12 protein-coding genes are annotated in these 12,784 nt (G+C 72.5%); 2 read left to right on the top strand and 10 right to left on the bottom strand.

The genetic code is table 11. The annotated features are described in order from the left end of the window. Positions 1-15: 15 nt before the first annotated feature. The gene (locus tag IG64_RS19195; RefSeq protein ID WP_037857833.1) at positions 16-1,833 is read right to left on the bottom strand and encodes a thiamine pyrophosphate-dependent enzyme; all 1,818 of its coding nucleotides are present in this window, start codon (positions 1,831-1,833) and stop codon (positions 16-18) included. Positions 1,834-2,174: 341 nt separating this feature from the next. Between IG64_RS19195 and IG64_RS19200 the strand changes: the two genes are divergently transcribed. Then, positions 2,175-4,268, top strand: coding sequence for a SpoIIE family protein phosphatase (locus tag IG64_RS19200; protein WP_037857835.1), 2,094 nt, complete (start codon positions 2,175-2,177; stop codon positions 4,266-4,268). Positions 4,269-4,568: 300 nt separating this feature from the next. Here the strand turns inward: IG64_RS19200 and IG64_RS19205 are convergent, their stop codons facing one another. Further along, the gene (locus IG64_RS19205; protein ID WP_037857838.1) at positions 4,569-5,099 is read right to left on the bottom strand and encodes a MarR family winged helix-turn-helix transcriptional regulator; all 531 of its coding nucleotides are present in this window, start codon (positions 5,097-5,099) and stop codon (positions 4,569-4,571) included. Positions 5,100-5,157: 58 nt separating this feature from the next. Between IG64_RS19205 and IG64_RS19210 the strand changes: the two genes are divergently transcribed. Further along, complete coding sequence (locus tag IG64_RS19210) at positions 5,158-6,111, top strand: amidohydrolase family protein (RefSeq protein ID WP_037857840.1); 954 nt, start codon at positions 5,158-5,160, stop codon at positions 6,109-6,111. 121 nt (positions 6,112-6,232) lie between these two features. Here IG64_RS19210 and IG64_RS19215 read toward each other — a convergent pair whose 3' ends face one another. The 8 genes from IG64_RS19215 to IG64_RS19250 all read right to left on the bottom strand — a co-directional run bounded on the left by IG64_RS19215 (position 6,233) and on the right by IG64_RS19250 (position 12,680). After that, on the bottom strand, positions 6,233-6,958 hold the full coding sequence (locus IG64_RS19215) for a dienelactone hydrolase family protein (RefSeq protein WP_037857843.1): 726 nt from the start codon (positions 6,956-6,958) through the stop codon (positions 6,233-6,235). Positions 6,959-7,244: 286 nt separating this feature from the next. Then, positions 7,245-8,054: a carbon-nitrogen hydrolase family protein gene (locus IG64_RS19220; protein WP_051813093.1), complete on the bottom strand. Its 810-nt coding sequence runs from the start codon at positions 8,052-8,054 to the stop codon at positions 7,245-7,247. Between the two features lie 81 nt (positions 8,055-8,135). After that, entirely contained in the window at positions 8,136-8,816 is a 681-nt protein-coding gene (locus tag IG64_RS19225) for a GntR family transcriptional regulator (protein WP_051813095.1), read from the bottom strand. Between the two features lie 78 nt (positions 8,817-8,894). Then, positions 8,895-9,422: a flavin reductase family protein gene (locus tag IG64_RS19230; RefSeq protein WP_199811622.1), complete on the bottom strand. Its 528-nt coding sequence runs from the start codon at positions 9,420-9,422 to the stop codon at positions 8,895-8,897. Further along, positions 9,419-9,772 carry a cupin domain-containing protein gene (locus IG64_RS19235; RefSeq protein ID WP_037857849.1) on the bottom strand — a complete coding sequence of 118 codons (354 nt, stop codon included), beginning with the start codon at positions 9,770-9,772 and terminating at the stop codon, positions 9,419-9,421. Before IG64_RS19235 ends, IG64_RS19230 begins: the two co-directional genes overlap by 4 nt. Then, positions 9,769-11,262: a 4-hydroxyphenylacetate 3-hydroxylase family protein gene (locus IG64_RS19240; RefSeq protein ID WP_051813097.1), complete on the bottom strand. Its 1,494-nt coding sequence runs from the start codon at positions 11,260-11,262 to the stop codon at positions 9,769-9,771. The genes IG64_RS19235 and IG64_RS19240 overlap by 4 nt, the downstream gene beginning before the upstream one ends. 11 nt (positions 11,263-11,273) lie before the next feature. Then, positions 11,274-11,936 (bottom strand): DUF2848 family protein, encoded by a 663-nt coding sequence (locus tag IG64_RS19245; protein WP_051813099.1) that lies wholly within the window; start codon positions 11,934-11,936, stop codon positions 11,274-11,276. 33 nt (positions 11,937-11,969) lie between these two features. After that, entirely contained in the window at positions 11,970-12,680 is a 711-nt protein-coding gene (locus IG64_RS19250; protein ID WP_037857851.1) for a hypothetical protein, read from the bottom strand. Between the last annotated feature and the right edge of the window lie 104 nt (positions 12,681-12,784).

Below are 12,784 nucleotides of genomic sequence, written 5' to 3' on the forward strand. Positions count from 1 at the left end.
TCGCGGTCCCGGGTATCAGCGATGGCGGGCCAGTTCGTCGTAGTGCCGGCGCAACGCCGGGGAGAGTGCGACGCGGCCGTCCTGGAGGAGGTTGCGTGCCATCGCCGAGGCCGCGGGCTCTCCCTTGTCGAAGGCCTGCGCGAGGTGCTGGGCGTGGGTGGGCAGCAGGGTTTCGCCGAACGGTGCCTCGTCCGGGTCGGTGACCGCCTCGATCAGGCACGGCCCGTCGGCCGCCATGGCCTCGGCGAACACACCGGCCGCGTCGGCCGGGTCGTCGATGCGGAACGCCCGCAGGCCGCAGGCGCGGGCGACGGCGGCGAAGTCGACGGGATGCAGGTCGCAGCCCATCTGCGGATTGCCCAGCAGCGCGTTCTGCTCCCACACCTCCAGCGCGAGCGCGTCGTTGCGCAGGACGACGACTTTGACGGGCAGGTCGTACTGGGCGAGCGTGGCCAGCTCGCCCATGCCCATGCTCATCGAGCCGTCGCCGGTGAAAGCGATCACGGGGCGGTCGGGGTGCGCGAGCTGGGCGCCGATGGCGTAGGGCAGCGCGGAACCCATGGTGCACAGGGTGCCGGAGAAGGAGTACTGCATTCCCTTGCGCAGTCTGAGCCGGCCGCCCCAGGCGGTCACGGTGCCGGCGTCCCCGGTCACGATCGCCCCGTCGGGCAGGGCCTTGGACAGCTCCCAGGTCACCACCTGCGGCCGCATCGGTGTGCCCGAGGCCGCCGCCTGCTCGCCGATCAGCCCCCACCAGCGCCGGTAGGTGTCCTGCGCCCGCTCCAGGAAGGAGCGGTCCGTCTTGCGCTCCAGCAGGGGCAGCAGGCGTTCCAGAACGGCACCGGCGTGGCCGACCAGCCCGACTTCGACGGGGTAGCGCATGGCGATACGGTCGGCGTTGAGATCGATCTGCACGCCCCTCGCCTGCCCCGGCTGCGGCCAGAACTCGTAGTACGGCGTGGAGGAGCCGACGATGAGGAACCCGTCGCAGTCCTCGAACGCCTCGTGGGAGGCACGGGTGCCGATCAGGCCCATGCCGCCGGTCGTGTACGGGCTGTCGTCGGGCACGCAGTCCTTGCCCAGCCCCGCCTTGGCGATCGGCGCGCCCAGCACGTCGGCAACCTGTTCGAGGAGGTCGCCGGCGCCCCGCGCTCCGGCGCCCGCGCAGATGGCCACCCGCTCACAGGAGTTGAGGACCTCGGCAGCCCGGCGCAACTGCTCCTCGGGCGGGACCACCTCGAACGGCTGCGGGGCGAGCGAGAGATGCCCCGGCACGTTCTTCGGCGAGGCCGTGTCCTGCTCCAGCGTGAAGGACTGGACGTCGATGGGGATCGCCAGATGCGAGGGGGTGCGGTTCATCAGGGCGCTGCGCACCGCGAGGTCCGTGGCCGTCAGGGCGTGCGCGGGTCCCATGACGCGTTCGGAGAACAGACAGGCGTGTTCGAGCAGCCGGTCGGACGGGAGGTCCTGGAGGAAGTGCGCGCCGACCGTGTCGTGGTACGACAGACCGGTGACGGCGATCACGGGCGCGCCGTCGATCCGGGCGTCGTACAGGCCGTTGAGCAGATGGACCGCTCCGGGGCCCGCGGTGGCCACGCACATCGCGGGACGGCCGGTGAACTTGGCGTAGCCCACGCAGGCCAGCGCGGCGTTCTCCTCGTGACGCACATGGACGAACCTCATCCGCGGATGCGTGCGCAACGCCTCGAAGAAGCCGTTCACCTGATCCCCGCAGATACCGAAACAGGTGTCGACGCCCCACGCGAGCAGCCGCTCCACCACCAGGTCCGACGTGGTCCTGGACCCGGCACCCGCCGCAGACCGATCACTCACAGCTGGATCCTCTCTCAGTGCTCTTCGGGGCCGGCTCTACGGGCCTCCAGGGCGACCGCCGGGCCGGCCCGGGCCGCCTCTCCTCCCAGCAACCTCCCCCGTCGCCGCCCGCGCTACCTGCGCACCCCACGCGTTCACCGGTACGGCCGCGAGGCACGAACGCCCGGGGCCTCGCGCATAGAGCCCCGCGGGCGGCGCGCGCCCGGCGGCCTCGCGCATCCGGCCCCGCCGGCGGCGCGCGCCCGGCACCGGATGCGAGGACCGGCGAGGGGAGCAGCATGGAGGGGACGGCCCTCGGCAGCCGCAGCCCTCGGGCCCGGACGAGGAGGGAGCTGAGAGCGATGGCCGCAGACGCGTCGTACGACGAGGAAGCACAAGAAGCCCAGGCCCACCGGGTGGGACCGGCACCGCCGGGCGGACTGCTCGACCTGCTCAGCGTGTCGGCGGTGGTCCTGGACAGCAGCGGGCGGATCGTGTTCTGGAGCCCGCAGGCCAGTGACGTGTTCGGTTACACGGCCGAGGAGGCGCTGGGCAGGTACGCGGCCCGGCTGCTGGTCCACGACGAGCACCGCGAGCTGGTCACCCAGCTCTTCGCCGAGGTGCTGGCCACCGGGACGAGCTGGGCCGGAGCGTTCCCCGTCCGGCACAAGGACGGCGGCACCCGCCTGGTGGAGTTCCGGAACATGCGCCTGCTGGACGACCTCGGCGACGTCTACGCGCTGGGCATCGCCGCGGACCGGAACGCGCTGGAGCGGATCGAGACCGAGCTGGCACTGTCCGAACGCCTGGTCTCCCAGTCGCCCATCGGCATCGCGCTGCTCGACGCCGACCTGCGCTACCTCCTGGTCAACCCCGCCCTGGAGCGGATCAACGGCGTCCCCCTGGCCGACCACATCGGCCGCCGGCCGCACGACATCCTCCGGTTCGCCCCCATCGGCACCATCGAGTCCGCGCTGCGCCAGGTCCTGGTCACCGGCACCCCGCTGATCGACCAGTACATCGTCGGCCGCACCCCGGCCGACCCGGACGAGGATCACGCCTGGTCGGTGTCGTACTACCGGATCGAGGGGGCGGGCGGACGGGTGATCGGCGTGGCGAACTCGGTCGTCGACGTCAGCGAGCGTCACCGCGCCGCGGCCGAGGCGGACCGGGCCCGTCGCCGGCTGGCCCTGATCGCCGACGCCTCCGCGCGTGTCGGGACCACCCTGGAGGTCGAGCGGACCGCCCAGGAGCTGGCGAGCGCCGCCGTGCCCGACCTGGCCGACGTCGCGGCGGTCGACGTGCTCGACGCCGTCCTGGCCTTCCGGCGCTCCACCGCCTCGCACGAGGGCCCGGAACTGTTCCGGGCCCTCGCCGTGGCCTCGGCCCACCCCACCGAGGCCGTCGCCGCCGCCGACAAGGTCGGAGACCTCGCCGCCTACGGCCCGGACCGGCTGATCACCCGGTGCGTCCACACGGGACAGCCGGTCGTCGTCGCCCGCACCGGCCGGGACGACCTGCTGCGCATCGCCCGCGACCCCGCCGCCGCGGACGCCTTCGCCCGGGCCGGTGTGCACTCCTACCTGGCGGTGCCGCTGATCGCCCACAACGAGGTCCTCGGCGCCTTCGACCTGCTGCGCACCCGCAACCCGCTGCCCTTCGACGAGGACGACGTGATCCTCGCCGGTGAGCTGGCCGCCCGGGCCGCGGTCGCCATCGACAACGCGCGCTGGCACGAGAGCGTGCGCAACTCCGCCGTGACCCTGCAGCGCAGCCTGCTGCCCGGCACCCCGCCCCGGCTCACCGGTCTGGAGGTGGCCTCGCTCTACCAGCCCGCGCAGGCGTCCTGCGAGGTCGGCGGCGACTGGTACGACGTCATCCCGCTGGCCGGCGACAAAACCGCCCTGGTGGTCGGTGACGTGATGGGCAACGGCGTCGACGCCGCCGCGGCGATGGGCCGGCTGCGCACCGTGACCTGCGCGTACGCCGACCTCGGCCTGGACCCCGACGAGGTGCTGCGGCACCTCGACAAGATCACCTGCGGGCTCGAGCGCTACATCGCCACCTGCCTCTACGCCGTCTACGACCCTCACCGCCACCTGTGCCACATCGCGAACGGGGGCCACCTGCCCCCCGTTCTCGTCCGCGCCGGCGAGCGCCCCGAACTCCTGGACCTGCCCACCGGTGCCCCGCTCGGCGTCGGCGGGGTGCCCTTCGACACCACCGCCTTCGACCTGTACCCGGGCGACCGGCTCGTCCTCTACACCGACGGTCTCGTCGAGACCCGCCACCACCCCATCGACGAGCGCCTGGCCACACTGGTGAACGTCCTCGACGAACCACCCCGCCCGCTCGACGAAACCTGCCAGTGGCTCCTGCACTCCCTTCGCCACCCCGAGGACAACGACGACGTGGCCATCCTCATCGGGCAGGCCCGGCCGGCACAGAGGCCCTGAAGGAACCACCGCCCTGTCGGCCGGCCACTCCCTCTCCCTGCCTCCCGGGCGAAGACGGACAGGAGGAGGGCCATACGGAGGCCGAGCACGCTGACCAGTGCCTGCACGGCGGTCTGTGTCCGGGCGCGGTACGGGCGCCGTAGCCCGATCCGGAAGGCGCCGGCGGCGCCGCCGAGCGCCGGGCGGGGATCCCGCACCAGGTCGGTCATGCGCTGGAGCACCGGGGCGGCCGCTGTACGCGCGGTGCCGGGATCCGGCAGCGCGTTGCTCAGCAGGGCCGGCCGGCGGAACCAGGGTGCGTCACCGCTGTGCGGCCTCCCCCTCGGCGGGCGGGGGGACGGTGTCGCCGATGACGGCGGCGAGGCGCTGGAGCTGCGCGGCGAGTTCTCGGCGTTCCAGTGGTGTGAAGTGCGCCAGAGCTTCGCACTGGCGTGCCCGCAGTTCCGTCCGCATGACCGCGAACCGGCCGGCGCCGTCCTCGGTGAGGCGGATGAGGACCTGCCGCTCGTCGTGCGGGGAGCGCTGCCGTGTGACCACGCCCGCCGCTTCGAGCTGTTTGAGCATGCGGGTGGCGGTGGGGACGCTGACCTCGGCGGCCGCGGCGAGCCTGCCGACCGGCAGTCCCTCTCCCCGGGTGTCCGCGGCGAGGGGCTCCAGCAGGGTGAGCTGGGCCATGGACAGCCCGGCCCCGGAGCGGCCCATGGTGGCCGCCCGAGAGCGGCGCATGGCATAAAAGAGCCGGTCGGCGGCCTGCGCCAGCTCCCTCACACTCGTCTCTTCGCAGGCAAGGTCCTCAAGGCCGTGCTCTTCGTGCTTGCTCACCTCTCCCATGGTTGTTAGCTTACTAAATGAAGTCATTAGCAAGCTAAGTTTTAGGAGGCTTCCAGTCATGGACTTCCCCGCCCGCATCGACGTCCACCACCACATCGTCCCGCCGGTCTGGGCCGAGACTCTGGCCGCCCGCGGCATGGACTCCGGCGGCTGGGCCATCCCCGCCTGGAGCCCGCGGAGCGCGATCGCCATGATGGACCAGCAGGGCATCGCCACCGGCGTCATGTCCGTCACCGCGCCCGGCGTCCACCTCGGCGACGACACGGCCGCCCGCGACCTGGCCCGCGCCGTCAACGAGTACGGCGCCGAGGTCGTCAAGGACAACCCCGACCGCTTCGGCCACTTCGCCAGTATCCCGCTGCCCGACGTCGACGCCGCCGTCGCCGAGGCCGCGCACGCCCTCGACGTCCTGGGCGCCGACGGTGTGGTCCTGATGTCCAACGCCCACGGCAAGTACCTCGGCGACCCGGCCTTCGAGCCCCTGTGGGACGAACTCGACCGCCGCTCCGCGAACGTCTTCGTCCACCCCGCGCAGCCCCCGATGACGCTGCTGCCCGGCACCCCCGCCCCGCTCGCGGACTACGTCTTCGACACCACCCGCACTGCCCTGAACATGGTGCTGAACGGCGTCATGGACCGGTACCGCAACATGCGGGTGATCCTCTCCCACGGCGGCGGATTCCTGCCGTATGCCGCCTACCGCTTCTCCGGCCTGACCTCCACCGTCGTCGACCGGAACCGCAAGGCGGAAGACGTCCTGCGCGACCTGAAGCGGTTCTACTTCGACACCGCCCTGTCCGCGAGCCCCTCCGCCCTGCCGGCCCTGCTCGCCTTCGCCGAGCCGGGTCACCTCCTGTACGGCAGCGACTGGCCCTTCGCCCCGCAGGAGGCCGGCTCCTACTACAACCGCTTCCTGGAGACCTACCCCGGCTTCGCCCCCGGCCAGGCCGAGGCCATCGACCGCGGCAACGCCGGGGCGCTCTTCCCCCGCCTCGCCCGCCGGCGGGCGTAGGCGGGCCCGCATGCCGACGTCAGCGCAGTGCCGGGATGCCCCGCGTCAGCGGTGCGGGGCATCGGCGCGTGGCCAGGGGCGGGCGTGGAATCGGAAGGCGGAAGCGCGGTTGCCGACCGGATCACTCCGGTGCGGTCAGGCACTCGGCGAGCAGGTCGACGACGTCGTGCCAGACCCGCTGCGCGTGCCGTGGGTGGTGGCCGACGCCGGGGACCACGGGGTGGTCGACCGGCGGGTGGTGGAAGGCGTGCAGGGCGCCGCCGTAGACCACGAGGCGCCAGTCGACGCCCGCGGCCTGCATCTCGGCGGTGAACGCGTCCCGTTGCGCGGGCGGCATGATCGGGTCTTCCGAGCCGACCCCGGCCCACACCGGGCAGCGGATGCGCGCCGCCTCGCCCGGCCGGCCCGTGGTCAACGCGTTGACCGTCCCGATCGCGCGCAGGCCGACGCCGTCGCGCCCGAGTTCCAGCGCGATGGCGCCCCCGGTGCCGTAGCCGACGGCGGCGATCCGGTCCGGGTCGGTCCGTGGCTCGGCGCGGAGCACGTCGAGCGCCGCGTGGCCGATGCCTCGCATCCGGTCGGGGTCGGCGAGCAGCGGCATGCAACGGGCCAGCATCTCCTGGGGGTCGGCCACATAGCGTCCGCCGTGAAGGTCGAAGGCCAGCGCCACGTATCCCAGCTCGGCGAGAGCGTCGGCCCGGCGGCGCTCGACGTCGCTGAGCCCCATGCCCTCTGGCCCGATCAGCACCGCCGGCCGGCGATCGACTCCGGCCGGGAGTGCGAGGTGCCCGATCATCGTCAGGCCGTCGGCCGGGTACTCGACCGTGCGCGTCGTAACCGTCGTCATGCGACTGGACTGTAGTGATCGTCGCGTCCGGTCGGGCCGCTGTTCTGCCGTTGGCAGAGCGGCGCGGGTGTCGGTTCGGCGGCCCACACCTGCGAACGGCCCGGCGAGACCGCCAGGGCCCGTGCGCCCGGCCGTCTGCTCGTCCGGTCCGACAGGAGGGCGGCAGGGCGGCACCCCCGCCGATGCCGCCGCTCTGCCGGACACCCCCGTGCTCGTGGTCCCCACTTCTCCTCTCGTCACCGCCCCCACACCCGGTGTGCCGCCGACGCCGTAGCCGGCGTCGGCGTCAGGCCGGGGCGGGAGCCGTGAGCCGTACGCGGTTGGCCAGGACCGGGAGGGCCTGCCTGGCCGGTTCCAGCGTGGACAGGTCCAGGTCCTCGACCAGCAGTCCGGGTTCCCGGTCGAGGGCGCCGACGAGGGTGCCGTCGGGAGCGACCAGACGGCTGTGTCCCACGCCGAGGGGGCCGGGCCCCGAGGGGCTGCCGACGCCGGCGGGGTCGGCCTGCCCGCAGGCGGCGACGAAGCAGGTGGAATCCAGCGCACGGGCGGTCGTCAGGAGCCGCCAGGCCTCGGGCTTCCCCGGCCCGTCACCCCAGGACGCGGAGACGACCACGACCTGCGCGCCCGCCTCGGCGAGCGCGACGAACTGCTCGGGGAAGCGCACGTCGTAGCAGGTGGCGAACCCGAACCGCACTCCTCCGATGTCGCGCACGAGCAGGTCGGTGCCGGCTTGGACGGTGTCGGACTCGCGGTAGCCGAAGGCGTCGTACAGGTGGATCTTGTCGTACCCGTCGGTGGTGACTCCGTCGGTGACCAGAAGGGTGTTGCGCGTGCGTCCGTCGGGGGCCGGCGTGAACATCCCGGCCACGATCGTCACCTTGTGGGCGGCCGCGAGGGACGCGACCTGACGGGCCCAGGGTCCGTCCAGCGGCTCGGCCGCGTCGGCGACCGAGCCGGAGAAGGCGCACATGGCGGCCTCGGGGAAGACGACGACGTCGGCGCCCCGGCCGGAGGCCCGGGCGGTCAGGCCGGTGATGGCGCGCAGGTTCTCCTGCGGGTCGGTGGTGCTGAGCATCTGGGCCAGGGCGATACGCACGGATCCTCCTGTGACGATGGGCGGCGATGGACGGTGGTCTGGTCGCGCCGATGCCCGTGTGCTCCCGGCCGCAGGGGCGCTCTACTGGGCGAGAAGGGTGACCAGGGTGGTGTTCAGGTGCCGGTCGATGGCGGTCGCCGCGGCCTCGGCGTCCCCCTCTTCGAGGGCCCGCATGATCAGGGCGTGCTCGGCGCAGACCTCCTGCCAGCGGGATTCACGTTCCTGGACGGCGAGGAGTCCGGCACGTGTCTGGCGGTCGCGCAGGCTGGTGTAGGTGCGGGTGGCCAGGCGGTTGCCGGCGAGGGCGACCAGTGCCTGGTGGAATTCCCGGTCGGTGGCGATGAATTCCCGGGCGTCCCGCGGCGTGTGCGGGGTGGTGTCGGCGAGTTCCTGCTGGTGGGCCAGGTGTTGGCGAAGTCCGGTGAGGTCGGCTCCGGGGAGGGACGTGATCTTCTGCGCGGCGTGCTTCTCGAGCACTCCGCGGATCTCGAACAGTTCGGTCAGTTCGCGGGAGGTCATGGCGGGGACGAACACGCCTCGTTTGGGCATGAGCCGCACCAGGTCCTCGGAGGCGAGGACGACCAGGGCCTCGCGGACCGGGGTCCGCGAGACGCCGACGGTGTCGGCGATGGCCTGCTCGCTGAGAAAGGTGTCCTGGACGTCGGGGTCCGTCAGGACGTTCTCGCGCAGGTACGCGAGAACCTTGTCCCGGGTGGAGAGAGCCTGCCCGGCCCGGGTGTCCGCAGTGTCCGCCTGGTTCATGTGCGCATCGTATGCACTCCGTGGACGTCCGCCGGACGGGGCTGCCCGCAGGGCCCGGGCAGCCCCGTCGTGGCGCGGTCAGAAGGTCCAGGGCATCGGGTCGTGCCCGAAGCCGAAGAACTCCCCGAAGTGTCCGGCGTCGAAGGCCAGGGCGGCTCCCTGGCGGTCCCAGGCGCCGGTGACCTCTCCGAAGATGACCCGGTGGTCACCGACCGTGATCGCCTGGTGGACGGTGCACTCCGCCTGGGCCAGGGAGTCCTTGATCAGGCGGATCCCGTTGCCGGTCACGTCGAAGTGGCCGCCGGCGAAGTGGTCCCGGCCGGGCCGTGAGAAGACCCGGGCCACCTGCTCCTGCCGGGCGGACAGGATCGAGACGCCGAAGGTGCCGCAGGACTCGATGGCGTCGCCGGTCCGGGACCCGTGGTTCAGGGAGACCATCAGGATCGGCGGCTCCAGGCTGATGGACGTCAGGGAGTTGACGGTCATGCCCTGCGGGGTGCCGTCCTCCAGGGTGGTGACCACGGCGACGCCGGTGACGAAGTGCCCCATGGTGCGGCGCATCGCCAGTTTGTCGGGTACCCGCAGGCGTTGGGTCAGCGCGCTCACGCGTCCTCCTTGCGCATGTAGCGCACCTCGAACATGCGGGCGCCGGTCTCGGACTTCCAGGGGCCGTGCCTCATGCCGGGCGGGCGCACCGCGTAGCAGGGTGCGGTGAACGTCCGGCCGAGCTCCAGGTCGGTGAAGGAGCCCTCGAAGATGAACACCTCCTCCCAGGAGTCGTGCACCTGGACGCCGTTGGCGGAGGTGTCGGTGCCCGGTTCGAACTTGAGGATGCGCGTGACGACGTCGTGCTCGGGGTCCTCGGCCAGGACGGCCATGGTCAGTCCGGGGGCGTTGCCGGGGGCCGGGACGTAGGTGACGTCCTCGATGCCGGTGAACTCGATCTCGGGCTTCATGCGGAGACCTCCTGGGTGTCGGTGGGGGCGGGGGCGGTGGTGACGTCCGGGCCGGGGACGGAGGCGAGGAAGGCGTCCAGCTCCGGCAGCAGGGACTCGTAGCCGAAGTTGTCGAAGGCGTAGACGCCCTTCACCAGGAACGGGGCGCCGGCGTAGAACATCTCGTACTGCTGGTGGCGGCCGCCGAACTCGGTGCCGATGATGTCCCAGGCCAGCTTGAAGAGCTTGACGCGCTCGGTGGTCTCCACGCCCGGGGACTTGACGTAGCGGGCGAGGTCGCCGCGGGTCAGGTCGCTCTCGAGGTCGCGCACGGTGGCGGGCAGTTGCAGAACGCCGCCGCCGACCAGGTCGCGCAGGATCGCGATCACGCGCGGGTACATCTCGGACTGCAGGCCCATGGAGCCGTACAGGGCGCGGGCGCCCGGGATCATCAGGCCGGACTCGTCGGGCTCGGCGGTGTACTCGGCGGCCAGGACGGCGGACTCGATCAGGGAGACCAGGGAGGCGATCTCACCGAGCTTCTCGCGCACGCCGGGGATGCGGTCGGTGCCGTTGACCTGGGTGACGCGCCGGGCGACGGAAGCGATGAACTTCAGCTTGGCGGTGAAGCGGATCTGGGCCTGCCAGTTGCCCAGGGCGTGGGCGCCCGTGCCGAAGAACTGCCGGCGCACGGTGTCGGTGTCCCGGCAGGCGAACACGCGCTCCCAGGGGATGAGGACGTCGTCGAACACCACCAGGGCGTCGGGCTCGTCGAAGCGGGTGGTCAGCGGGTAGTCGAACTCGCTGGACGCCTGCGGGGCGTAGGGGCGGCGGTGGTAGAGCTTGAGGCCCTCGGCGGCGGCCGGCACCGCGAAACTGACCGCGAAGTCGACGTCGTCCGGGCCCAGCGGCTTGATACAGGACACGAAGATCTCGTCGGCGACGGCCGCGCCCGTGGCCAGCATCTGCGAGCCGCGCACGACGATGCCGTCCTCGCGCTCCTCGACGACGCCGACCTGGATGAACTCCTCGCCCCATCCGGAGGCGGTGGTGGCCCGGGAGTACTGCGGCGGGATGATCGCGTAGGCCAGGTACAGGTTCTCGTCCTGGACGCGCTGGACGTAGTCGCGCACGTTCTGCGAGAAGTCGCGCGTCTCGGTGGTGAACACCTCGGGGTGCGCGCCGAACGCGGCCATGTAGGTGCCCACGTGGTCGGGGCTGCGGCCGATCCAGCCGTGGGAGACCTCGGCCCAGGTCTCGATGGCCCGGCGGCGCTCGACGAGGTCCTCGCGGCTGTAGGGGGCGGTGAACACCTTGTTGACGGTGGTGCCGTCCGCGCGGGTGGTCTGCATGCCGCGCTCGGGGCTCGCCGCCACGTCGAGCATGGTGGCCACGGTGCGGGCCACACCGGCGAAGGCGGGGTGCTTCGCGACGTCGTCGACGGCCTGACCGTCCAGGTAGACCTGGCGGCCGTCGTTGAGACTGGACAGGTACTCGGCTCCGGTACGCATCAGGGGTCTCCTCAGTTCGTCTTGTACTCGTGGCGGATGGTGGTGCCCTCTGCTGTGGTCAGCTCGACGACCCAGGAGGTGGCGAACAGGAACCGGCCGGTCAGCAGCGGTACCGTGCCGCCGATGACCACGACGTCCTCGTCGTCCGTGATCAGGCCGCGCTCGGTCATGCGGGCGAACAGGTCGCACGGGTGGAGCAGTTCGGCGAGACTGCCGTCCTGGTACGGGGCTCCGTCGGCGGTGCTGGTGAGGGTGCAGCCGTCCCAGTCGAAGGTGTCCGGGTCGAACGGGACGACGGTCGCGCCGATCGGTTTGGGGCAGGCCCGCTTCGAGGTCAGGATGTCGGTCTTCTCGATCTCGCGGTCGGTGTGGTCGGAGGCCACGCCCAGGAAGAAACGACCGCCCTGGCGCACGATCAGCGGCTCGGCCTCGCCGGAGGAGTCCGGGGACGCCGGGGCCTGGGCGGCGGTGGTCAGCAGGCCGAGCGGCATGGGGTAGAACATCGGCACCTCGGGCGGCGGCGCGACGCCGATGGCCGCCAGCTCGTCGATGTGCGCCTTGACTCCGGCCTGGTCGCGGCCGGCGTACCCGGCCACCACCACGGTGGCGTTCTCCAGGGGGACGGGGACGCCGTCGGGCGTGGTGAGAGTGACAGCGTCGGTGGTCGTCGTCACTGACGACTCCTTCCGGGGTCGGTGCGTGGGGGTTCAGTGCGTGGCCGGACGGGCGCGGAGGTCGTCGTGGCGCAGCGCCCGCACGGTGGAGGTCAGGTGGTCGCGGGCGGCCTGGACCGCCGCCTGCTCGGCGGCGCGGGCGAGGGCCGCGGCGACCGCGCGGTGCTCGGCCAGGACGTCCCGGCCGCGTTCCTGGCACCGCGGTGCGGCCCGCGCCCGCCCAGGCGCATCCGCCGGTGGTGCGGGGAGCGGCACAGGCCGGTGAGGACGTGGTCGCCGCCCGCGGAGACGGTCGCGGTGTGGAACTCCACGTCGAGGGGGTCGGACCCGACCGGATCGTCCAGGGCCGGCGGCCTGCCGGCCCAGGATGCCGGACAGCCGGGCGGACGACGCCCGTGCGCAGGCGGCCTCGGCGGTGGCCCAGTTCTCGGTCACGCCGCGCGCCTCGAACAGGGCGCCGGCGTCGCCGGGGCTCGCGGGCGGGACGAGCGCTGCGCGCCGCGGGACCCGGCGCACCCTCCCGTCCCCCCGCGGGTGGGTCAGGGCCTCGCGCACCGGGGTGCGGGGCACCTGTGCCGCCTCGGTCACCTGAGTCCCGGTCAGGAACGGGTCCTCGTTCGACGGCAGCGCGACGGTCTTGTGCAGCATCCGCTCGCAGGCGGCGGCGTCGGCGGCGGTGTGGTGCCGGCCCGCGGACAGCGGCCCCAGGCGCGGGACGACGGGCTCCGTCGGGTTCTCCGCCATGTGCACACCTGCCTTTCCTACGTCGTCGGAGAGCGAGCGAGGCTCCGGCCGCAATCGGTATGCCGACTGTAGACGAGCTGTATACAAGTTGTCGACAGTCGATC

Source organism: Streptomyces sp. NRRL S-340 (assembly GCF_000720185.1).
Taxonomy (GTDB): Bacteria; Actinomycetota; Actinomycetes; order Streptomycetales; family Streptomycetaceae; genus Streptomyces.

What these genes read in the sequence shown, in the direction of transcription:
- IG64_RS19235 (WP_037857849.1), bottom strand. Translation starts at nt 9,772, where the DNA reads ATGAAGCCCGAGATCGAGTTCACCGGCATCGAGGACGTCACCTACGTC.
- IG64_RS19215 (WP_037857843.1), bottom strand. Translation starts at nt 6,958, where the DNA reads ATGACGACGGTTACGACGCGCACGGTCGAGTACCCGGCCGACGGCCTG.
- IG64_RS19210 (WP_037857840.1), top strand. Translation starts at nt 5,158, where the DNA reads ATGGACTTCCCCGCCCGCATCGACGTCCACCACCACATCGTCCCGCCG.
- IG64_RS19200 (WP_037857835.1), top strand. Translation starts at nt 2,175, where the DNA reads ATGGCCGCAGACGCGTCGTACGACGAGGAAGCACAAGAAGCCCAGGCC.
- IG64_RS19205 (WP_037857838.1), bottom strand. Translation starts at nt 5,099, where the DNA reads ATGGGAGAGGTGAGCAAGCACGAAGAGCACGGCCTTGAGGACCTTGCC.
- IG64_RS19225 (WP_051813095.1), bottom strand. Translation starts at nt 8,816, where the DNA reads ATGAACCAGGCGGACACTGCGGACACCCGGGCCGGGCAGGCTCTCTCC.
- IG64_RS19240 (WP_051813097.1), bottom strand. Translation starts at nt 11,262, where the DNA reads ATGCGTACCGGAGCCGAGTACCTGTCCAGTCTCAACGACGGCCGCCAG.
- IG64_RS19250 (WP_037857851.1), bottom strand. Translation starts at nt 12,680, where the DNA reads ATGGCGGAGAACCCGACGGAGCCCGTCGTCCCGCGCCTGGGGCCGCTG.